The sequence below is a fragment of the Streptomyces sp. NPDC006261 genome (assembly GCF_040613515.1).
Classification (GTDB): domain Bacteria; phylum Actinomycetota; class Actinomycetes; order Streptomycetales; family Streptomycetaceae; genus Streptomyces.
In genome coordinates this window covers 24,134-46,427 of the sequence record NZ_JBEXSI010000044.1, presented here as the reverse complement: position 1 = coordinate 46,427, position 22,294 = coordinate 24,134, and the positions used below count along the sequence as shown (strand labels likewise).

Sequence of the window (22,294 nt, the reverse complement as noted above, 5' to 3'; positions counted from 1 at the left end):
GGGTGCGATCGTTGCGGAGGGATGAAATCCGCTCCCCGCCGTGTTGGTGCCTTCCGGAAGATCGGGCGGAACAGGCGGATCAGCGGAGAAGGCCGGGAGGCAACGCGTGACGGGCGCAGAGCAACAGGGGTGGGGCCGACGGCTGACCGGGTACGCGTGGCGGTACCGGCGCAACGTCGTGCTCGCGCTCGGCTCCTCGCTCGCCGGGATGGCCGTCATGGCGCTCGTCCCGCTGATCACCAAGGTGATCATCGACGACGTCGTCACCGACCACACGCGCTCGCTCGCCGTCTGGACCGGCCTCCTCATCGGCGCGGCCGTCCTCGTCTACATCGCCACCTACATCCGCCGGTACTACGGCGGCCGGCTCGCCCTGGACGTCCAGCACGACCTGCGTACGGACATGTACGCGACGATCACCAGGCTCGACGGCAAGCGCCAGGACGAGCTCTCCACCGGGCAGGTCGTCGGCCGGGCCACCAGCGACCTCCAGCTCATCCAGGGGCTGCTGTTCATGCTCCCGATGACCATCGGGAACGTCCTGCTCTTCCTCATGTCCTTGGTGATCATGGCGTGGCTCTCCCTGCCGCTCACCCTCGTCGCCCTCGCCGTCGCCCCCGCGCTCTGGGCCATCGCCCGCCGCTCCCGTAAGCGCCTCTTCCCCGCCACCTGGTACGCCCAGGGCCAGGCCGCCGCCGTCGCGGGCGTCGTCGACGGAGCCGTCTCCGGGGTCCGGGTCGTCAAGGGCTTCGGCCAGGAGGACCAGGAGACCGGCAAGCTCCGAGAGGTCAGCCGACGGCTCTTCGCCGGGCGGCTGCGCACCATCCGGCTGAACTCCCGCTACACCCCCGCCCTCCAGGCCGTGCCCGCGCTCGGCCAGGTCGCCATGCTCGCCCTCGGCGGCTGGCTGGCCACCCGGGGCGAGATCACCCTCGGCACGTTCGTCGCCTTCTCCACCTACCTCGCCCAGCTCGTCGGCCCGGTCAGGATGCTCGCCATGGTCCTCACCGTCGGCCAGCAGGCCCGCGCCGGCGTGGAGCGCGTCCTGGAGCTGATCGACACCGAGCCCTCCCTGCAGGACGGCACCAAGGAGCTGCCCGCCGACGCCCCGGCCGGCATCGAGTTCGACGACGTGCGGTTCGGTTACGACGAGGAGCGGCCCGTCCTCGACGGCTTCTCGCTCACCGTCGAACCCGGCGAGACCGTCGCGATCGTCGGCGCCTCCGGCAGCGGCAAGTCCACCGTCTCGCTCCTGCTGCCCCGCTTCTACGACGTCTCCCACGGCGCCGTCCTCATCGGCGGCCACGACGTCCGTGAGCTCACCCAGGCGTCCCTGCGCGCCGCCATCGGGCTCGTCCCCGAGGACAGCTTCCTCTTCTCAGACACCGTCCGCTCCAACATCGCCTACGGCTTCCCCGACGCCACCCAGGAGCAGATCGAGCAGGCCGCCCGGGCCGCCCAGGCCCACGGGTTCATCTCCGCGCTGCCCGAGGGGTACGACACCACGGTCGGCGAGCACGGGCTCACCCTCTCCGGCGGCCAGCGCCAGCGCGTCGCCCTCGCCCGCGCCATCCTCACCGACCCCCGCCTCCTCCTCCTGGACGACGCCACCTCCGCCGTCGACGCCCGTGTCGAGCACGAGATCCACGAGGCCCTCAAGCAGGTGATGGAGGGCCGTACGACGCTCCTCATCGCCCACCGCCGCTCCACCCTCCAGCTCGCCGACCGCATCGCCGTCCTCGACCGCGGGAAGCTCGCCGCGATCGGCACCCACGAGGAGCTGGAGAGCGCCTCCCCGCTCTACCGCCGCCTGCTCACCGACCCCGACGAGCTCGGAGGCACCTCCCCGGGCCACCGGCCGCCGCACACCGAAGCGGACCCCGACGGCGACCGCGCCCTGCAGGAGGAGCTGGACGTTGAGTTCGACGCCGAGCGCGGGGTCACGCCCGAGCTGTGGATCCGCAAGGAGGAGGACCGGGACGCCACCGTCGCCGGGATGCCCGCGACCCCCGAGCTGCTCGCCCAGGTCGAGGCTCTGCCGCCCGCGACGGACACCCCGCAGGTCGACGAGGCGAACGCCGTACGGTCCGAGGACTCCTACGGGCTCCGCCGGCTGCTGCGCGGCTTCGGCGGCGCCCTGCTCATCAGCCTCGGGCTCGTCGCCGTCGACGCCGGGACGGGCCTGCTGCTGCCGGTCCTGATCCGGTACGGCATCGACGAGGGTGTCACCCAGGTGTCGATCGGCGCGGTGTGGGCGGCCTCCGCGATCGCGCTGGCCGTCGTGGTCGTCCAGTGGGTGGCCCAGACCGGCGAGATCCGGATGACCGGCCGGACCGGCGAGCGGGTCCTCTACTCGCTGCGCCTCAAGATCTTCGCCCAGCTCCAGCGGCTCGGCCTCGACTACTACGAGCGCGAGCTGACCGGCCGGATCATGACCCGGATGACCACGGACGTGGACGCGCTCTCCACGTTCCTCCAGACCGGCCTGGTCACCGCGTTCGTCTCCGTCGTCACCTTCTTCGGCATCATGGTCGCCCTGCTCGTCCTGGACATCCAGCTCGCCCTGGTCGTCTTCGCGACGCTGCCCGTGCTGATCATCGGGACCTTCTTCTTCCGCCGCAGCAGCGTGAAGGCGTACGAGCTGGCCCGTGAGCGCATCAGCGGAGTCAACGCCGACCTCCAGGAGTCCGTCTCGGGTCTGCGTATCGTCCAGGCCTTCGGCCGGGAGCACGACGGGGCCGCCCGCTTCGCCGAGCGCAGCGCCAGCTACCGCCAGGCCCGGGTGCGCGGCCAGTGGCTGATCTCGATCTACTTCCCGTTCGTCCAGCTGCTGGCCTCGATCGCCGCGGCCGCCGTGATCATCGTCGGCGCGGGCCGGGTCGACAACGGCACGCTGACCACCGGCGCCCTCGTCGCCTACCTCCTGTACATCGAACTGTTCTTCGCGCCCGTCCAGCAGCTCTCCCAGGTCTTCGACGGCTACCAGCAGGCCACCGTCTCCCTCGGCCGCATCCAGGAGCTGCTGCGCGAGCCCACCTCCACCGCCGACCCGGACGAACCGCTGGACGTGCACTCCCTGCGCGGCGAGATCGCGTTCGAGGACGTCTCCTTCGCGTACGACAAGGAGGATGAGGCGGAAGAGGCCCTCACCGGCGTCGACCTGCGCATCCCGGCCGGACAGACGGTCGCCTTCGTCGGCGAGACCGGCGCGGGCAAGTCGACCCTCGTCAAGCTCGTCGCCCGGTTCTACGACCCCACCAGCGGGCGCGTCACCGCCGACGGCACCGACCTGCGCCGGCTCGACATGACCGCCTACCGCCACCGCCTCGGCGTCGTCCCCCAGGAGGCGTACCTCTTCCCCGGCACGGTCCGTGACGCCATCGCCTACGGGCTGCCCGACGCCACCGACGCCCGGGTGGAGGCCGCCGCCCGCGCGGTCGGCGCGCACGACATGATCGCCACCCTGGAGGACGGCTACCTCCACGAGGTCGCCGAGCGCGGCCGTAACCTCTCCGCCGGGCAGCGCCAGCTCATCGCGCTCGCCCGGGCCGAGCTCGTCGACCCGGACATCCTGCTCCTGGACGAGGCCACCGCCGCCCTGGACCTCGCCAGCGAGGCCCTGGTCAACCAGGCCACCGACCGGCTCACCGGCCGCCGCACCACGCTGGTGGTGGCGCACCGCCTGACCACCGCCGCCCGCGCCGACCGGGTCGTGGTGATGGACCAGGGCCGCGTCGCCGAGGACGGCACGCACGACGAGCTGCTGGCCCGGGACGGGCGGTACGCCCGGCTGTGGCGCACGTTCATAGGGGAGGGCATGGGCGAGGACATAGGGGAGGACGAGCCGGCGGGTGTCTGAACCGGTCTTCGGGCCCGCCCACGCAACCTCCCGGCGGTCTGCTGCGTCGTAGCCAAGGACGCACAGGTGCGTACAGATGTCAGGTGGGGGCGAACGTGTTCGACAGGGCGGCGGGAACCAGGGGATCGCAGAGACGGTCCCGGCGCGAGGGGGTGGCGGCGCGCCTCCTCGTCGTGCCGTTGCTGGCCGGTCTCGTACTCCTCGCCGGCGCCCCGGCGACGGCGGCCCAGGCCGCACCCGGCTGCTCCGGCCGCCCCGCGAAGACCGTCACGTTCGCGACGGGGGAGCTGCGCGTCTACAAGAGCCGGGCGCACGCGTGTGCCGTCACCGTCGCCAAGAAGCCGGGCAAGCGGCGGGCGATGAGCGTCACGCTCCAGCCGCGCGGCGGGCGGGTGGTCAAGGACAGCGGTTCGTTCACGCAGATGGCCGGTCCGGTGACGGTCAACGCCCTCAACCGCTGCGTCCGGGCCACCGGAGCGGTCGCCGGGAAGTCGGCCTCGACCGGCTGGATCCTGTGCTGACCGAGCCGTAAGGCCCTGTAAGGGAAACGCGTGAGGAACCGGGACACGCGCAACTGGGTCTGGCGCGCAGTGCGTTGCCCTCGCTAAGTTCACGGCGACTGTTGTGAATCAAGGGGAGGGTGCATGCGCAAGGCGCTCACAGGGGTTCTCTCGCTCGCGGTGCTCATCGGCACGGTGGGAGCGGCGGGAGCCTCGGCCGGTGCGGCCACCGCCGCGGAACCGGACGCGAGTCAGAACAGCCTCGCTGCCGTACGCGGCGGCGAAGCGAGCAACGAGGACATCAAGGACCGCATCCTGGCGATTCCGGGGATGAGTCTGATCGGGGAGAAGCCCTACGCGGGCTACCGCTACTTCGTCCTCAACTACACCCAGCCGGTCGACCACCGGCGCCCGTCCAAGGGCACCTTCCAGCAGCGGATCACCGTGCTGCACAAGGACACCGCCCGTCCGACGGTCTTCTCCACCAGCGGCTACAACGTCTCCACCAACCCCGGCCGCAGCGAGCCGACGCAGATCATCGACGGGAACCAGGTCTCCCTGGAGTACCGATTCTTCACCCCGTCGCGTCCGGCCCCCGCCGACTGGTCCAAGCTCGACATCTGGCAGGCGGCCACCGACCAGCACCGGGTGTTCACCGCGCTGAAGAAGATCTACGCGCAGAAGTGGCTGGCCACCGGCGGCTCCAAGGGCGGGATGACCGCCACGTACTTCGAGCGGTTCTACCCCAAGGACATGGACGCCGTCGTCGCGTACGTGGCGCCCAACGACGTCGTCGACCACGAGGACTCCGCGTACGACCGGTTCTTCCGGAACGTCGGAACCAAGGAGTGCCGCGACAAGCTGCAGGCGGTGCAGCGCGAGGCGCTGATCCGCCGGGCCCCGCTCCAGAAGAAGTTCAAGGAGTACGCCGCCGCCAACGGCCTCACCTTCCATACCCTCGGCTCCGTCGACGGGGCCTACGAGGCCGCCGTCATGGACTACATCTGGGCGTTCTGGCAGTACAGCACGCTCGCCGACTGCGCCGAGATCCTGCCCGACGCCAAGAGCGCCACCGATGACGGGATCTGGGACGCCGTCGACGCGATCTCCGGCTTCGGCTACTACTCCGACCAGGAGCTGGAGAAGTACACCCCGTACTACTACCAGGCGGGCACCCAGCTCGGATCGCCGGACATCAAGCAGCCCTGGCTCGGCAACCTGAGCCGCTACGGCTACCAGCCCCCGCGCAACTTCGTGCCCCGTTCCATCCCCATGACGTTCGACCGGGGCGCGATGCGCGACGTGGACAGCTGGGTCCGGAACAACGCCCACCAGATGCTGTACGTCTACGGGGAGAACGACCCGTGGCGCGCGGAGCCCTTCCGCCTCGGGCGCGGTGCCAAGGACAGCTACGTCCACACCGTGCCGGGCGGCAACCACGGCGCCCGGATCTCCGGTCTGACCGAAGAGCAGAGGGCGAAGGCCACCGCCGCGATCCAGCGCTGGGCGGGGGTCGCCCCGGCGGCCGTCCAGGCGGATCCGGCGAAGGCGAAGCCGCTGGCCGAGTTCGACACGAGGCTGGACCAGCTCAACGGCGAGGTGGAGCGCGACGAGGGCGTCCTGCGCCCGTGAGTATCCGCCCGTAACCGCTCGTGCCCGCCGGCTCCCCTCCGTACGGAGGGGAGCCGGCGGGCACAGTGCTGCCGCGGTCCGCGCTAGTACGACAGCCCGTGGCCCACCGGGTACAGCACCCGCGCCGGGTCGTCCGCCCGCTGGACCGGTACCGGGAGCCTGCCCTCCGGATGCGCGCGGCCCGCGATCACCCGGGCGGCGGCGCGGAGTTCGACGTCCGTCCAGGAGTAGGACGCCAGGATCGCGGCGACCCCCCGGCCGGTGAGGTGGGCGGCGTCGTACGGGTTGCGGATCGCGACGGCGACCACCGGGACGCCGGTCGCCACCAGGGCGTCGACGAGGGTGCGCTGCGTACTGCCCGCCGTGACGTTGTACGTGGCCACGACCACCGCGTCCCTGCCCTGCGCGGCGGCGACCGCCTCGGCGGTCTTCGCCTGGTTCGGGGCCGTACCGGTGGACAAGGCCGTTGCGGAGAAGCCCAGTTCGGTGAAGGCGTCGGCCAGGGTGGTGGTCGGCGGGCCTGTCGTACCGGACGGGGACGCCGGGTCGGCGCCCACCACGAGGAGGCGGCGGTGGGTGCGGCGGGAGAGCGGCAGCAGGGTGCCGGGGTCGGCGAGCAGGGTCGTCGTGCGCTCGGCGATCCGGTCGGCGTCGAGGAGGTGCTTGCGGATGCCGACCGTACGGTCCACCCCCCGGCCGGTGACGAACGGGTCGCGGAAGAGCCCCAGCCTGGTCTTGAGCCGCAGGATGCGCAGGATCGACTCATCGACCCGCGCCTCACTGATCTCACCGCCCCGCACCGCCTCCAGGACCGCGTTCCACGCGACCGAGAGGTTCGGCGGGTTCAGCAGCTGGTCCACGCCCGCCAGCAGTGCGAGGACCGGGACGCGGTCGTCGCCGTACTTCGTGCGCACGCCCTCCATGCCGAGCGAGTCCGTGACCACCACCCCGTCGTAGCCCAGCTCCTCGCGAAGGATGCCGGTGAGGATCGGCCGGGACAGCGTGGCCGGGTCCTCGGACGGGTCGAGCGCGGGGACCACGATGTGCGCGGTCATGACCGAGTCGATGCGGGCCCGGATCGCGGCCCGGAACGGCGGCGCGTCCAGCTCCTCCCACTCCTGGCGGGTGTGCTCGATGACGGGCAGCCCGGTGTGGCTGTCGGTGCTGGTGTCGCCGTGCCCGGGGAAGTGCTTGGCGGTGGCCGCGACCCCGGCGCCCTGATAGCCCTTCACCTGCGCCGCGACCAGGTCCGCCACCGCCTGCGGGTCGGAGCCGAAGGAGCGGACGCCGATGACCGGGTTGGCCGGGTTGACGTTCACGTCGGCGTCGGGCGCGTAGTTCTGGTTGATGCCGAGCGCGGCCAGTTCGGCGCCCGCGATCCAGGCCGCCCGCCGGGTGTCGGACCGCGAGCCGCCCGCGCCCAGGGCCATCGCGCCCGGCAGCAGGGTCGCGGGCTCACCGACCCGGCAGACGATGCCGTGTTCCTGGTCGGTGGAGATGAGCAGCGGTACGCGGGAGGGCTTGCCGAGGGCGGCCTGCTGGATGCCGTTGGAGAGGGCGGCGATCTGGTGCGGGTCGCGGGTGTTGTGCGCCCAGGCGAAGTAGATGATCCCGCCGACGTGGTAGGTGGCGACCAGCTCGGCGGCGGTGCGGACCCCGATCTCCTTGAGGTTCGCGTCGATGTCGGCCTGGTCGGGGTCGGTGGCGGAGTGCCCGTACACCCGCATCACGAAGAGCTGGCCGACCTTCTCCTCCAGGCTCATCCCGGCGATGATCCGCCGCAGCCGACGGTCGGTGGAGGCGTTCGTGGGGTGCGCGGATGCGGTGCCGGTGGCGGAGAGGACGCCGGTGGCCGCGGCTGCCGTGGCGGCGGCGCCGACGGTGAGGAGGGTGCGTCGTGAGGTGCGGTGGGGCACGTGAGCTCCTTCCCTGACTGAAAGAAACTTCCAAGATGATACGGATATAGGGAAAGTAACTTTCGGTCAAGGGGGCGGGAGCGGAACGGCAGCGACACGCGCGCGATGGGGTGGTCGGGGAGCGGGGCGGGCGCTACTGCTTGGGCGCCCCCAGCCGCAGCAGGTGGTCCCGCCCCGCGCGCAGCAGGCCCGGCAGCTCCGCCGCGCCCGGGTGCCAGCGCTTCTCGTACTCCCAGCACACCCACGTCTCCGGGTCCAGCGGCTCCAGGCAGGCGGCCAGCGGCAGCACCCCCGCGCCCAGGGGGAGCGGAGTGAGGTCGTCCGCCGATGCGACGTCCTTCACCTGTACGTAGCCGAGGTGCGGGGCCAGCACCGCGTGGCCGGCGGCCGGGTCCTCGCCGGCCAGCCAGGTGTGCAGGACGTCCCAGACGGCCCCGATCCTGGGGTGGCCGACGGTGCCCACGACCCGGGCCACGTCGGCGCCCGCACGGTGGGAGTCGTGGGTCTCCAGCAGGATGCCGACGCCCATGTCGGCGGCGGCCGGGGCGGCCGCGCCCAGGCGGCGGGCGGCCGTCGCGTCGGCGTCCGCCGGGTCCTGGTCACCGCCGCCGGGGAAGACCCGGACGTACCGGGCGCCCAGGTCCCGGGCGAGCTTCACCAGGTCCGCCAGCCCGGCGGAGATGGCCTCGTCGTCGCCCTCGGCCGCCACCTGGACGTACCCGGCGACCGTCAGGATCTCCACTCCGGCCCCCTTGAACGCCTCGACCACATCGGCCCGTTCGAGGGAGGAGAGGCCCGGGTGTACCGGTTCCTCGGCGTGGGCGCGCAGTTCCACGCCCTCGTAACCGTGCTCGGCGGCGAGCCGGACGACCTCGGCCACCGGCATTCCCGGCACCCCGAGAGTGGAGAAAGCGAGCTTCACGTGCGTGTCCTTCCCATCGTGACGCGCGGGAGTGTGTCCGGCGCCCTTCCCCCGGCTCCTGCCCGCCGCCCGGGCTGCTATGCGGCCCCGGGCCGCTGTGCGGTGCCCCGCAGCACCTGCTCCAGGCTACCGAGCAGCCGCAGCGCGTCCTCGCGCTCCGCCCCCTCCAGCGCCCGCCCGCCGGAGGCCGCGGCCACCGGCTCCGGGGTGATCACCCGCAGGGCGGCCGCGGCCTGCCGGGCGAACATCGCCAGCAGGTCCAGCTCCCGCACGCTGGAGCGGGCCTGCGGTGAGGCGTCCAGCACTTCGAGGACGCCCAGGACGCGGGAGTCGCTGATCAGCGGGGCTGCCATCAGGGAGTCCGGGACGTACTCGGTGGACTCGGCCAGCGAGCGGTCGAACGACGGGTCGGTCGACAGGTCGTCCACCACCATCGGCTCGCCCGAGGTCGCCACCCAGCCGGCGATCCCCCGCCCGGCCGGGAACCGGCGCCCCACCAGGAACTCCTGGCCCTCCCCGGAGACCGCCCGGAAGACCAGTTCGTCCGTCTCCTCGTCGAGCAGGAGGACCGAGCTCGCGGCCGCGCCGAAGATGGCACGGGCCACGTCGACGACCGACTGGAGCAGCTCGTTGCGGGGTGTGTCGGAGGAGGCGGGGGCGAGGGGGGACGCCGGGGCGGATTCAGTCTTCGGAGTCATCGCGGGTATCTCCTGCCGCTGTTGAGGGACGCGGGGGGTCTGAAGGACGCGGGGGGTGTTCGGTGCTCGGCTCGTGCCGCACGTTGGCCGCCGACAGGTAAAGGGCGTTCTTGAGCTGGAAGGCCGTCATCCGGGGATGCGCCGACAGGATCCGCGCGCAGAGCCCGGCGACGTAGGGCGTGGCGAAGCTGTTCCCGGTGGTGCGGATCGTCCGGCCGCCCAGCCACGGCACGGTGACGTTCTGGCCCGGCCCGAAGAACTCCACGGGCGGCTCAGGGTTGTAGAGGTGGAGGCCGGGGTCGTCCTCCTGGTGGCTGCCGACGGAGATCACCGAGGCGAACCGCCACGGGAAGCTCTCCACCGGGGTGTTGTGGGCCGAGGCGACGATCACCGTACGGGCGAAGTAGGCGCTGTCCGCGAGGGAGTGCAGCTCCTGCGCGAACCGGGTGCGGGTGGTCGACAGGCTCAGGTTCACCACGTCGAAGCGCTGCTCGACCGCCCAGCGCAGCCCCGCCATCAGGATGTCCCCCGTGCCGGAGAACCGCTCGCCCAGCACCCGGACGCTGTGGATCTCGCACTCCGGCGCGGTCCGGCGGATGATGCCCGCGCACGCGGTGCCGTGCCCGCAGGTGTCACCGGTGGTCGTCGGCTCGACCGTGATCTCCCCGGTCTCCGCGTCCTTGACCACCACCCAGGAGGCGGCCGGCTCGCCGACCAGCGGATGGTCGCGCTCCACCCCCGAGTCCACCACGCACACACGGACGCCGCGTCCGGTGGCGGGCCCGGCGGGGTGTCCGCCCGGTGGTCCCGGGTCGCCCAGGACGGGCACGTCCTCGGGGCCGCGCCCGCGCAGGCTCCAGGTCAGGCCCTGCCCTGGGGCAGCCCTCGTTCCGGCTGTCGCCGTCGTCTCTCCCGCGGTGCCCATCGGTCAGCTCCCTTCCCTCGTCGTGACCATTGCCGTGGTTCCCGCAAGTGCCGTGAGGAAGGCCGCCACCCGGCGGGCCCCCGGCAGGTGTCCCTTGCCCGCGAAGTGCGCCCCGGCGCTCCGGGCCGCCGCCTGGGCGGCAGCCGTGCGGTCCAGCGCGGCGAGTGTGCGGGCCCGGTCCAGTTCGGCGGAGGCCCGCACCAGCGGCGAGTCGGTGAGCAGGGACGCGCGTACGGCCCTCTCGGCGTGGTGGAACGCCTCGTCCGGGCGGTCCCGGGCCGCCAGCCGGCCCCGGAGCCCTTCCAGGTCGACGGCGTCCGCGCGGCTCAGCTCCGACGCGTCGCCGATGCCCGCCAGCCACCTTGCCGCCCGGTCCTCGCCCCCCGCGTCCAGCTCCAGCCGGGCCGCGTCCAGCGCCACGGCCGTCCGCATCCCCGCCGCCCCCATCCGCCGGGCCGCCGCGTCCGCCCGGGCCAGCAGGGCCAGGGCCTCCGTGCTCCGGCCGAGCAGCGCCTCCACGGTCGCCCGGAACACCGGCAGGAACACCTTCGCCTCCGCGAACCCGAGCTTTCCCGCCAGCCGTTCCGCCTCTGCCAGGCACGCGTACGCGTCGTCGGCCCGGTCCTGGAGCCCGTACAGCACGGCCAGCGGACAGTTGAGCGTGACCCGGACCGTCGGCCGGCCGGACCCGTGGGCCGCCAGCAGGGCGCGGCAGCGCTCCGCCGCCTCCGGCACCGGGACGGGACCGCGCCAGAGCGAGATGCCGATCGCGCCCAGGGCCCCGGCCCGCTCCGGTTCGGCCCCGGCCTCCACCGCGTGCTCCAGGGCCCGCGCGTGGTCGCGCTCCGCCTCCTCGTGGCGGCCCGACTGCTGGAGCTGCTGGGCGAGGCGCAGGTGGGCCCGGGCCCGGCCGGCCGCGTCCCCGGCCGCCTCGAAGACCGGCAGCACCGAGCGGGCCGTGGCGGCGGGGCCGGGGCTCGCCGCCGGGTCCAGCACCGCCAGCGCGAGGCGGGCATGCGCGGCCTCCACCGGGGACGAGCCCGAGTCCCGCACCCTGCGCAGCAGTTCGGCGCCCTCCGCGACCCGGCCGAGCGCCACCCGTACCTCTCCGAGCCCCAGCAGCGCGCCCGCCGCGTCCGGCCGCAGCTCCACCGCCCGCTCCAGCAGCCCGTGCGCCCAGTGCAGGTCGGAGCGGGCGGCGGCCTGGGCCCCGGCCCGGCCCAGCGCGGCGGCGGCCCGGTCCCGCAGCAGCCGGGCCCGGTCGTCCAGCAGCCCCAGCTCGGTGCGGTAGCGGTAGGCGCGCTCCAGATGGCCCCCGACCGCGCCGTCGCCGGTCCGCAGCACGCTCGGCAGCTCGGCCGCCCACGCGTGGCGCTCCGCCTTGGCCCGCTTGGAGAGCGAGGCGTAGGCGACCTCATGGACCAGCCCGCTGCTGAACCGGTACGCCGAGGGCTCCCCGGCCCCGGCCGGCGCGGGCTCCACCAGGCGCCGCAGGGCCAGGGCGGCGAGCGCCTCGTCGACGCGGTGCCGGTCCCTGGGCCCCTGCCCGGTGACGGCGGTGGTGACGGCCCCGGACTGCTCCGCCGTCCGCACGGACAGCTCCAGCCGCACCAGTTCCGCCGCCGCGAACTCCCGGCCGATCACGGCGGCCAGGTCCACCACCCCGCGCTCGGCCCGGGCCAGCGCGCCGATCCGGGCACCCAGGAGGGCCTGGAGGGTGGGCGGCAGCTCCCCTTCCGGCCCCGGGGCGGCGGTGGTCCCGTCGCCGACCAGGAGCTGTTCCAGGTAGAGCGGGTTGCCTTCGGAGCGGGCCAGGAGCCGGTCGTCGGCCGGGGCGGGACGGCCATCCAGCCGGGCCAGGCCGGCGGCCAGCCGGGCCGCCTCCTCCCGGGGGAGACCGGTGAGCTGGAGGTGCCCCTGCTGTGCGCCGGCCGCACCCGTCACCTGTTCCTCTTCCGGGCGGCCCGCGCAGAGCACCAGGACGCGCCCGGGCCCGGCGTTGCCCGTCAGCCGGTCCACCGTCCGGACCAGCAGAGGCGCCGCCGCATGCCAGTCGTCGAACACCAGGACCACCGGCCGGTCCCGGGCCGTCCGCTTCAGGAACGCGGTCAGCGCGGCGCACATGTCCTCGAAGGGGGCGTTCGGCGTGCCGTCGCGCAGGAGGCCCCCGGAGAGCACGGCCATGGCGTCGTCGGTCGCCTCGTCCCCGGGGGCGTGGGCCTGCGGGAGCAGGGAGCGTACGGCGTCGGCGAGGGGGGCCAGGGTGCCGTGGTCCCCGTAGGTGCGGCAGCGGCCCGCCCCGTACGCGAAGGCGCCCGCGCCGCCGCGGCGCGTCAGCCACTCCCGTACCAGCCGGGTCTTGCCGATGCCCGCCTCGCCGGTCACCCGCAGCGGCCCGGGGCGGCCATCACGTACGGCCTCCTCCAAGGCCCGCTCCAGGGCGCGCAGTTCGGTGGCGCGGCCGACGAATGGGGCGTCGAAGCGGCGGAGCAGCTCGGGGTCGTCCGCCCCCAGCGCGAGCAGCCGGTAGGCCTCCACGCTCTGGCGCCTGCCCTTGAGCCGGAGGGGGCCGGTGGGCTCGGCCGTCACCGTGGGGCCGGCGGCGAGGAGGGTCTGCGGGCCGATGAGGATCTCACCCGGGCCCGCGTTCTGCTCAAGGCGCGCGGCGATGTTGACGACCTCGCCGGAGACGAGGGCCTGGCGGGCGGTGGCATCCGAACCGGCCACGACCTGACCGGTGTTGACCCCGACCCTGGTCGTCAGCCGGATGCCGAGCGAGGCGTGCAGCTCCTCGTTGAGGGCGTCCAGCGCCCGGCGCATCCCGAGCGCCGCCGCCAGGGCCCGCCGGGCGTCGTCCTCACGGACCACCGGTACGCCGAACACCGCCATGACCGCGTCCCCGATGAACTTCTCCGGGGTGCCGCCGCGCGCCACGATCTGGGCGCTCATCGCCTCGAAGTACCGCAGGGTCACCGCCCGCAGGGTCTCCGGGTCCAGCACCCCCGACAGTGCGGTCGAGCCCACGAGATCGCAGAACAGCACGGTCACCGGCTTGCGTTCGTCCTCCGGGGGAGGAGCCACGGGGGCGGGGGTCGCCGCAGGGCCGGCGCACGGCGTCCCGCAGGACGAGCAGAACCGGGCCGTGGAGGGGAGCTCCTGTCGGCACGAGGGGCAGGTCATGGCGGGTCCTCAACTCTCCTGGTCCAACTCGCCCCGGAAGAAGGGCTCTCCTCGAACGGGGGGATGGTGGCTGATCCGGTCCCGGGGCGCCCGCGCCGGACCCCCGTCCTGGCGCGGGCGCCCCGGGCGCCGCTAGAACAGCGCGCCGCCCGCGATCTCGCCGTGGGCCTGGACCTCGGGGCCCACCGCGTCGAGCCGGTTCTTGACGTCGAGCAGGAGGGTGAGCTCCTGCGGTGTGAGCTCGCTCAGCACCAGGCGCTGTTCCTCGGTGAGCAGGTCCACGGGGAAGCCCGCCCCATACAACACCGCCTCCACGGGGGGATGTTCGGGGCGGCTCGGGTTCTGAGGTGGTCCGGTCATCGGGTGACTCCCGTCGGTGGGGTGGGTCCGGCTCCCCGCAGCGACGGCGCCGGTGCGGAGCGCCCGAGCCGGACGAACAGCCGGGTGAGCGCGTCGAGGGAGTGCAGCGCGCTGACCGCGACGGCCGCTTCCTGGTCCCGGGTCAGCGGCAGCCGGTCCAGCAGCGCGTACAGCTCGTCCAGGTGGTCCGTGTCGAGCGCCGCGTGCTCCCGTACGGTCCGCAGGGCCGCGGCGGGCAGAGCAGTCGATCTGCCGATGCGGTCGGTCAGCCCGGGGGCGGGCGCGTACCCCTCCAGCACGGCGATGTAGCCGAGCAGGGCCACCGGGTGGTGGTGCTCGATCCAGTAGAACTGGGGGCCGACGAGGGCGGCCACGTCCGGCGGCGGCTGTGGGCCGAGCGCGTCCTCGGGGGCGGCGCCCGCCGCTAGCAGATCCTCCAGCAGCCAGGTGTCGTGCCCGGCCTCCTCCTGGATGTGCTCCGCCAGATAGGCGGCCAGCGGCTCCGACAACGGGTCGCCGGGTCTGACCGCCGTACGCCGCAGGGCGAGTTCCATCAGCGGCACGGAGGCCCGGATCACGGCGTGCATGGTGCACAGGTACGTCCGGTAGCGCGGCAACAGGTCCTCGGGGCGCCACATACGGGCCGTGGCGCCCCGGAACTCCGGTTCCAGCAGAAGCAGTTTGGTCCGCAGGCGCGTCGAAGTCCTTCCGGGTGCAGTGGCGCTGGTCCACGTGATGCTCACCGTGCGCTCCGGGCGCCCACCAGCGGGGCGTACGCCGAGCAGCCGTGCCGCCGGACGACCCCCTCCGGCCCGCCCCGCGCACCGCGCTCGGCGGCGGCCAGGTCGAGCAGTGCACCCGCCGGGCCCGCTGCCACCGCACGGGCCCCGGCCGCCACCGCCTCGTCGCCGCCCAGCGCCCGGCAGCCGTCGCAGTAGGAGCCCGCTTGGGGCGCGACGCCGGAGCGAGCGGCCAGATGAGTGGGCCCGACCGTGCGGATCATCCGCAGCACCGGTGATTCCAGGGCCCGTCGGCGTACGGTCTCCCAGTCGTCGGAGCCGATGTGCCCGAGGTCCAGATGGGCCGGGGCGGGCCGCCGGTCCACCGTGTCCTGGTTGCAGCAGGCCAGCACCGTACCGTCGAACGCGACCACCGGCCAGGCGGCCATCGAGCACGGCGCCGCCACCGACGGGTCAGGGCCGGTGCGCGCGGGCCGGGCCCAGGCGGCGGCCCGGCCGAACGGCCGCACCTCGTTGACCAGGGACGGCACCCGGCCGCCGAACTCCTTCTCGATCGCCCGGGTGATGTCGGCCAGGTACGGGTCGGCGGCGCCGGTCCCGGTGAGGTGGAAGCTGACGGAGACCCCCGAATCGCGGATGCGGTGCAGGGCCCGGAACACATCCGCGCGCGCCACCTCCCGCTCGTGGTGGACGTCCAGGCTCGCGGAGAAGTGGTCGGCCTGGGCGATCGCGCGCAGGATCGCGGGCGGGATCTCCTTCGAGCGGGCGAAGAACATCCCGCTCAGCACCGCCGTACGCGATCCGGCGCGACGCGCCAGGAAGCTCAGCTCGCCGGCGAGCGTGGGCAGGAGCAGCGGCTCCCCGCCCGTCAGCATGACGACGTCCGGGCGGTTCTCGGCAGTGAACGAGCCCACGAAGCGAAGCAGCTGACCGGCGTCCGGCTCCTCCCGCACGGTCAGGTCCGACCCGGTCGAGCAGTGCCCGCACCGCAGGGGGCAGCGGCGGGTGAGGCCGAGCAGCAGACCGGCGGCCGGGAAGGGCCGGAGTCCGACGAGTTCGGCGAGTTCCATACGGGCCGCCTCCTTCGGGGGCTGGGGCGCGCCCGGGCTTCAGGGGCCGGTACGCACCCGCCCAGGCTGTGCCGTACCGGTTCACGGGCGGTCTGCCATCGCTTCAGGACCGGTATGCGCCCAGCTCAGCGAGGCCCGGTGGCCGCCCCGGCCCCCGGCGGAGCGGCCGCCCGGCCGCGCCGTACTGGCCCCATACCGGACCCATACCGGCGGCGAAGCGTCTCCCAGGCCGCCGCTCCTAACTTTCTCGGCAACGGCAGGCAACGGGCCGCGGCGCAAGCCACGAGAACCGGGCCGGCACACGACGAGTGGACGGAGACCACCATGTCCGAGAACACCAAGCCCGCGGCCGACGACAACAACGAGACCGAGACCCCCGAGGTCGAGGCGCACTCCGTGCTGGACCTCCAGGAGACCCCGGGCGTCATCGACCGCGAGATCGTGCCGGGCAACTGCGTCAGCACCGTGAGCCTCGTCCTGGGCTGACCGGTCGGAGTCGGGGCGGCCTCCGCGCACCGCGGAGGCCGCCCCGCCCTGCGTCCGGCCAACAGGAAGACAAATAAGAGATGAAGGACAACACGATCGACGGGAGCCCCCGATGGCAACGCCGCTCCGCTCCAACCGGGATTTCCGGCTGCTCTGGTTGAGCGGCCTCTTCGCCGTTCTGGGCGGCCAGATGAGCGCCCTCGCCCTGCCCCTGCTGATACTCAGGACGACCGGCTCCGCCGTGCAGGCCGGCGCCGTGGGGACGGTCTCCGTCTGCGCGCTGCTGGTGACGATGCTTCCGGGCGGGGTCATGGCCGACCGCGTCGAGCGCCGCCGCTTGATGCGGCTGTGCGACGCGGGCAGCCTGGCCGCCGTCACCGCACTGACCGTCGCGGTCTGGTACGGGCACGCCCCCATGGTGCTCGTCCTGCTGGTCGCGACCTCGGGAGCCGTACTGAGCAGCGTCTACGCCCCCGCCGCCTTCGGGCTGATGCGCGCGGTCGTGCCGCCGGACCAGATGGGCACGGCCACCGCGCGGCTCCAGGCGCGCACCGCCACGGTCAGGATGGTCGGCCCGCTCGTCGGCGGTGCGCTGTTCGGAATCCACGAGGCCCTGCCCTTCGCGGCCCAGTTCCTCGGGCTGTTCCTCTCCACCGTCTGTATCGCCCTCGTACGCACCCGCTCCGAGGCCAGGACCCGGGCAGGCTCGGTGTTCAGCCGCCGCGAACTCACCGCCGGGCTCACCTTCCTCTGGCAGCTCCCGTACCTCCGCACGGTGTTGCTCGTCTTCGGTCTGGGCATGAACTTCGCGTTCGGCGCCCTCACCTTCACGGCCCTCGCCGTCTTCTCCGACAACGGGACCTCCGGCCTCGGCAGCGGCTTCGTCATCACCTGCGTCTCGGCCGGCTCACTCGCCGGCGCGCTGCTCGCCCCCCGGATCGCACCGGACCGCCACGCCCGCGCTCTCATCGTCGCCACCTGCTGGACCTGCGTCCTGACGGCCGCCGCCCTGGCCTGGCTGAGCAGCGCCCTGCTGGCCGGAGTGCTCTGCGCGCTCTGCATGTGCCTCTCGACGATCGCCAGCATCGGCTTCCTCTCGACCCTGCTGATCGTCACTCCGGAGGACCGGATCGGGCGGGTCCAGAGCGCCGCGGGCTTCCTGTCCTCGATCGTCCAGCCGTTCGGACCTCTCGCGGGCGGTGTCCTGCTGGCCACCCTGGGCAGCCGCTCCGCCTTCGGCGTCATCGGGTGCGTGCTGGCCGTCTCGGCGGCCGTGGTGACGCTGTCCTCCGCCGTCCGGGCCGGGGCGGCCCCGCCCCCGGAGCGGCCGGAGACGCTCGAGAAGACCCCCGCCCCCACCCCCGCCCCACCCGCTCGCGACGCCGCCGGTCCCGGCGCACTCTGAGGAGGCACACCGTGTCCGTGTCCGGTATCCAGCAGACCCAGCTCTACTGCCTCGCCGACCCCACGTACTACGAGACCCCGGCCCGGCTCCCGGACGAGAAGACCCGCTATCCGCTGGACTCCGTCCCGCCCCCCGAGGGCTGGCGCCGGGTCCGGGGCGGGCTGTGGACCTCGCTGCTGCCGAAGGACCGCGAACCGGCCGGGCAGGGCTGGAAGATCCACGTCTCCACCGTCCCGGAGGAGGCCGAGGCGACCCTGCGCGACACCGCCCGGATCTGCCTCGCCCACGGGGTGCCGTTCAAGTTCCTCCGCAGCGAGCAGGCGCTCCTGCTGATGTCCGACAAGTACATGGCCCGCTCCGGCGCGGGGAAGTTCCTCACGCTCTACCCGCCGGACGAGACCGTCTTCCTGCGGGTGCTGGACGAGCTGACCCACGCCCTCGCCGGACGCCGCGGCCCGTACATCCTCAGCGATCTGCGGATCGGTGACGCCCCCGTGTACGTCCGGTACGGGGCGTTCGTCGCCCGCTGGTGCGTGGACGCCGACGGCGAGCGGGTGCACGCGCTGCGCCACCCCTCGGGCGAGCTGGTGCCCGACGAGCGGGGCGTCGTCTTCCGCGTGCCGCCGTGGGTCACCGTACCCGAGGTGCTGCGCCCGCACCTCGCCGCCCGTGCCGCCGCCGGGGACACCGCCTTCCCCTACACCGTCACCGAGTCCCTCCAGTTCTCCAACGCGGGCGGGATCTACCTGGCCCGGCACCGGGAGACCGGCCGGCGGGTGGTGCTCCGCGAGGCCCGGCCGCACTGCGGTCTTGACGCGGTGGGCGACGACGCGGTGACGCGGCTGCACCGCGAGCACCGGGCGCTGACCGCCCTGGCCGGGCTGGACTGCGTGCCCGAGGTGCACGGGGTACGTAGCGTGTGGGAGCACCACTTCCTGATCGAGGAGCACATCGAGGGCGCCACCCTCCTGGAGGAGATCGTCGCCCGCTTCGCCCTCCTCCACGGGTCAGGCACGGCCGCCGAACTCGCCACGTATGTGGCCTGGGTGGACTCCGTGACCGAGCGGCTCACCGAGGCCCTGGCAGCGATCCACGCGCGCGGTCTGCGCTTCGGCGACCTCCACCCGTCCAACGTCATCGTCCGCCCCGACGGCCGCGTCGCCCTCATCGACTTCGAGTACGCCACCGCCCTCGACGACCAGGACACACCGGTGGCGGGCGCTCCCGGCCTCCAGGCGCCCACCGGAACCCCCGGCGCCGAGGCCGACGCCTACGCGCTCTGGGCGACCTGGCTCTCCATGCTGATGCCGCTCATGGAGATGGCCGGGCATGACCGGGCCAAGGCCCTGACCCTGGAACGGTGGGCCCGCCGGCGGTACGGCCTGGCGTCCGAGGCGGGCCCGCCCCGCCCCGCCGCGCTGCGGGCGGCGGAGAGCCGCTCCGGCGGCGAGAGCGAGATCGCCGCGTTGCTGGACGGCCCCGCCCCGGACTGGCCGGAGCTGCGGGCCCGGCTGCTCGCGGGCATCCACGCCGGGGCGACCCCCGAGCGCACCGACCGCCTCTTCCCCGGCGACCCGGGCGCCTTCGCGACCGGCGGGGTCGACGTCGCCCACGGTGCGGCCGGGGTGCTGTACGCCCTGCACCGCGTCGGTGCCCCCGTGGAGGCCGCCTGGACCGACTGGCTCGCCGACGCCGCCGGGCGCCGCGACCCCGCCGCCCCCGGCGGCCTCTACGACGGGCTGCCGGGCACGGCGGTCGTGCTGTCGCTGCTGGGCAGGCGGGAGGAGGGCCGGGAGCTCTTCGAGCGGGCCGCCGCCGCGCCCCCGTCCGCCTCGGCCGACCTGCGATCCGGCCGCGCGGGCATCGCGCTCGCCGCCTTGCGCCTGGCCCGGCCGGCCGGTGAGGGGGGCGCGGCGCCGGACGCCGACGCCAAGGTCGACCACGGCCTCGTCGACCTGGCCGTACGGACCGCCGGTGACCTGGACCTCCTGGTGCGCGGCGAGCCCGTACCGGGACTGGCCGCCCCCGCGTCGGCGGGGCTGCTGCGCGGGCTGAGCGGCGCGGCCCTGCTCCAGCTCGAACTGCACGCCCTGACCGGCGAGGACCGGTTCCTACGGGCCGCCGGCCGGGCCCTGGAGCGGGAGGCCGGGCACTGCGTGACGATGCCGGGCGGCACCGTCCAGGTGAAGGACGGCCGGCGCCACCTGCTCTACCTGGACCAGGGGAGCGGCGGCGTCGCGCTGGTGGCCCAGGAGTACCTGGCCCGCCGCGCCGCACCGGCCCTGGCGGCGCTGCTCCCCGGGGTACGGCAGGGCTGTGTCCTCGAATTCGTCCGCGAGCCGGGCCTGTTCACCGGCCGCGCGGGGCTCATGGCCACGGCGGGCCAGCTGTCGCCCAAGGGCCGTACGGAGCCCGACGTCCTGGCCTCCGCCCGCAACCTGTCCTGGCACCTGATCGCCCAGGAGGACCGGCTGCTGGTGCCGGGAGCGAGGCTGCGGCGCTGCTCCGCCGACCTGGGGACGGGCGCGGCGGGCTTGCTGCTGGCCCTGCACTTCCTCTCCGGGGGCACCGGCGGGACCGGCGGGACGCCCGGCCTGCTGGAGCTGCTCACCCTGGGGTGAGGCCCCGGGGTGAGGGCCCCGGTCCCTCACCCCGCCTCCCGCTCGCGCGCGTACAGACAGAGCAGCCGCGGCACTTCGTACAGCGCGGCGTGGGCGGTGACCTCCCCGGTCGGCGAGGTCACCGCCCCCGCGTCGATCAGGGACTCGACGGTGCGGATCGCGGCCCGCTCCCCGCACCCCAGCGCCTCCATCGCCCCGTCCAGGGTGAAGCCGCCCTCCTGCGCGGGCCCGGCCAGCCGCCCCAGCGCCCGCCGGTCGTCCGCCGACAGGTCCTGCCACCCGGACGCCATCCGCAGGCGTACGGAGATGTCCCCGGCGACCAGCTCGTCCAGGGCGGCCGACGGATCGCCGAGCCGGTCCGCGTACTCCCCCAGCGGCAGATGGCGCAGGACCGCCAGCCGCATCCCGCTCACCCTCACCGCCAACGGCAGAGCGCCACAGGCCCGGACGATCCGCAGGGCCGCCGCGGGATCGGTCCGCAGCCGCCCGGGCCCGATCAGCCTGCCCAGCAGCTCCAGCGCCTCGCCGTCCGCCAGGGCGGCCAGGGCGATCCGGTGCACGGGGGCCAGCCCCGCCAGCTGCCCGCGCGCGGTGAGCACCACCGAGGACGGGCCGGAACGGGGCAGCAGCCCCCGTACGAAGGCCTCGTCCGGTACGTCGTCGAGGACGATCAGCGCCCGGTGCAGCGACAGCCATACCTGCCATGCGTCCGCCGCCCCCTGCGACACCGTCGAACCCGTCGAGTCAGCCGTAACCTCCGGGACGCGCACCCCGGACAACCGTCGCAGCTCGCCCAGGACTTCGCCCGGGGTGCGGGCCGAGCCGTCCTCCCGCCGGACCTGGACGTGGAAGCGCCCGTCGGGGAAGCCGTCGCCGAGCAGGTGGGCCGCCCGGAGGGCCAGCGCCGACTTGCCGGAGCCGGCGGGTCCCGAGACGACCACCACCCGTTCGTCCGGGGAGCCCAGCAGCGCCAGCAGGTCCCGCAGCTCCTCACGGCGGCCGGTGAAGTCCCTCGGCGCGGCGGGCAGCGCCGTACCGTGCGCGGTGTCCCGGTCGGCCGCAGGAGGCCGGGCGGCGCGGCCCCGGCCCAGCATCGCCCGGTACAGGGCCGCCATCGCCGGACTCGGCTCCAGGCCCAGCTCCCGGGCCAGCAACTGCCGGTAGTCGTCGTAGACCGCCAGCGCCTCGGCCTGCCGCCCCGACTGGTGCAGCGAGTTCATCCAGGCCACCCGCAACCGCTCCCGCAGCGGGTGGCGCTCCACCAGATCGCGCAAGCCGTCCACCGCGACGGCGGCCCGGCCGAGCTCGATCTCGGTCTCGGCCCAGTCCTCGTACACGGTCAGACAGCGGGCCTCCAGCCGCTCGGCCTCCTCCGCCACCCCGGTGGAGTCCCGCAGGTCGTTCAGCGGCGGCCCCTCCCACAGGTCCAGTGCCTCGCGCAGCAGCCGCGCGGCCGTCCGCAGGTCGCCGCGCTCACCGGCGGCCCGCCCGGCGCGGGCCAGGGTCCGGAAGCGAAGGGTGTCCAGCTCGCCCTCGTCGATGGTCAGCCGGTAGCCGCCGCAGCCGTGGACGACCCGGTCCCGGCCGTCGTCGCCGGTGGAGCCGAGCAGGGCGCGGGCGGCGCTCACGTACACCTGGAGGTTCTTGCGCGCGGTGCGGGGAGGGTCCTCGGGCCACACCGCGTCCGTCAGCACGTCCACCGGGACCGGGGTGTTGGGGCGGGCGAGCAGCGTGGCGAGGACGAGGCGCTGTTTGCGCGGGCCGAGCGGGAGCGGGCGGCCGTCCCGTACGGCGGTGAGCGGGCCGAGCAGCGAGAAGTACACCGCACCGGCGGGGACCGGGCGGACGGGAGGTCGGATCATCAGCGGGCCTCCGGAAGCGGGGACGGGCGGCAGACTGCCGTACGTACCCCTCGATCCTGGAGCGGTACGGCCACCGGCACATCGGGGGACCGCCCGCATGTTCCGCCGGGACACCCGA

General features: G+C 74.2%; 15 protein-coding genes. 6 read left to right on the top strand and 9 right to left on the bottom strand.

Annotation, left to right across the window (positions count from 1 at the left end):
* The first annotated feature begins 106 nt into the window (after positions 1–106).
* From ABZ154_RS25615 to ABZ154_RS25605, 3 genes are all read left to right on the top strand, one after another.
* Positions 107–3,859 (top strand): ABC transporter ATP-binding protein, encoded by a 3,753-nt coding sequence (locus tag ABZ154_RS25615; RefSeq protein ID WP_356836330.1) that lies wholly within the window; start codon positions 107–109, stop codon positions 3,857–3,859.
* A 152-nt stretch (positions 3,860–4,011) separates the two neighbouring features.
* A complete protein-coding gene (locus ABZ154_RS25610; RefSeq protein ID WP_356836328.1) occupies positions 4,012–4,380 on the top strand; it encodes a hypothetical protein in 369 nt (122 codons plus the stop codon).
* Between the two features lie 123 nt (positions 4,381–4,503).
* On the top strand, positions 4,504–5,991 hold the full coding sequence (locus tag ABZ154_RS25605) for a S28 family serine protease (protein ID WP_356836326.1): 1,488 nt from the start codon (positions 4,504–4,506) through the stop codon (positions 5,989–5,991).
* Between the two features lie 83 nt (positions 5,992–6,074).
* Here the strand turns inward: ABZ154_RS25605 and ABZ154_RS25600 are convergent, their stop codons facing one another.
* From ABZ154_RS25600 to ABZ154_RS25565, 8 genes are all read right to left on the bottom strand, one after another.
* Entirely contained in the window at positions 6,075–7,907 is a 1,833-nt protein-coding gene (locus tag ABZ154_RS25600; protein WP_356836325.1) for a glycoside hydrolase family 3 N-terminal domain-containing protein, read from the bottom strand.
* A gap of 133 nt (positions 7,908–8,040) precedes the next feature.
* Complete coding sequence (locus ABZ154_RS25595; protein WP_356836323.1) at positions 8,041–8,829, bottom strand: sugar phosphate isomerase/epimerase family protein; 789 nt, start codon at positions 8,827–8,829, stop codon at positions 8,041–8,043.
* A 77-nt stretch (positions 8,830–8,906) separates the two neighbouring features.
* Complete coding sequence (locus ABZ154_RS25590; RefSeq protein WP_356836321.1) at positions 8,907–9,527, bottom strand: GAF domain-containing protein; 621 nt, start codon at positions 9,525–9,527, stop codon at positions 8,907–8,909.
* Positions 9,511–10,452: a S8 family serine peptidase gene (locus ABZ154_RS25585; RefSeq protein WP_356836319.1), complete on the bottom strand. Its 942-nt coding sequence runs from the start codon at positions 10,450–10,452 to the stop codon at positions 9,511–9,513. Before ABZ154_RS25585 ends, ABZ154_RS25590 begins: the two co-directional genes overlap by 17 nt.
* A gap of 3 nt (positions 10,453–10,455) precedes the next feature.
* Positions 10,456–13,632 (bottom strand): adenylate/guanylate cyclase domain-containing protein, encoded by a 3,177-nt coding sequence (locus ABZ154_RS25580; RefSeq protein ID WP_356836317.1) that lies wholly within the window; start codon positions 13,630–13,632, stop codon positions 10,456–10,458.
* A gap of 132 nt (positions 13,633–13,764) precedes the next feature.
* A complete protein-coding gene (locus ABZ154_RS25575) occupies positions 13,765–13,992 on the bottom strand; it encodes an aroma-sacti cluster domain-containing protein (RefSeq protein WP_356836315.1) in 228 nt (75 codons plus the stop codon).
* Complete coding sequence (locus ABZ154_RS25570; RefSeq protein ID WP_356836352.1) at positions 13,989–14,630, bottom strand: iron-containing redox enzyme family protein; 642 nt, start codon at positions 14,628–14,630, stop codon at positions 13,989–13,991. Before ABZ154_RS25570 ends, ABZ154_RS25575 begins: the two co-directional genes overlap by 4 nt.
* A gap of 101 nt (positions 14,631–14,731) precedes the next feature.
* Positions 14,732–15,802, bottom strand: a complete 1,071-nt coding sequence (locus ABZ154_RS25565) for a radical SAM protein (protein ID WP_356836313.1) — start codon at positions 15,800–15,802, stop codon at positions 14,732–14,734.
* A gap of 324 nt (positions 15,803–16,126) precedes the next feature.
* On the opposite strand from ABZ154_RS25565, the gene ABZ154_RS25560 reads away from it, so the two are divergent.
* From ABZ154_RS25560 to lanKC, 3 genes are all read left to right on the top strand, one after another.
* Positions 16,127–16,288, top strand: a complete 162-nt coding sequence (locus ABZ154_RS25560; RefSeq protein ID WP_179222669.1) for a hypothetical protein — start codon at positions 16,127–16,129, stop codon at positions 16,286–16,288.
* Between the two features lie 112 nt (positions 16,289–16,400).
* Entirely contained in the window at positions 16,401–17,693 is a 1,293-nt protein-coding gene (locus ABZ154_RS25555) for an MFS transporter (protein WP_356836311.1), read from the top strand.
* A 17-nt stretch (positions 17,694–17,710) separates the two neighbouring features.
* Complete coding sequence (lanKC, locus tag ABZ154_RS25550; protein WP_356836350.1) at positions 17,711–20,314, top strand: class III lanthionine synthetase LanKC; 2,604 nt, start codon at positions 17,711–17,713, stop codon at positions 20,312–20,314.
* Between the two features lie 26 nt (positions 20,315–20,340).
* Here lanKC and ABZ154_RS25545 read toward each other — a convergent pair whose 3' ends face one another.
* Positions 20,341–22,176: a BTAD domain-containing putative transcriptional regulator gene (locus tag ABZ154_RS25545; protein ID WP_356836309.1), complete on the bottom strand. Its 1,836-nt coding sequence runs from the start codon at positions 22,174–22,176 to the stop codon at positions 20,341–20,343.
* Between the last annotated feature and the right edge of the window lie 118 nt (positions 22,177–22,294).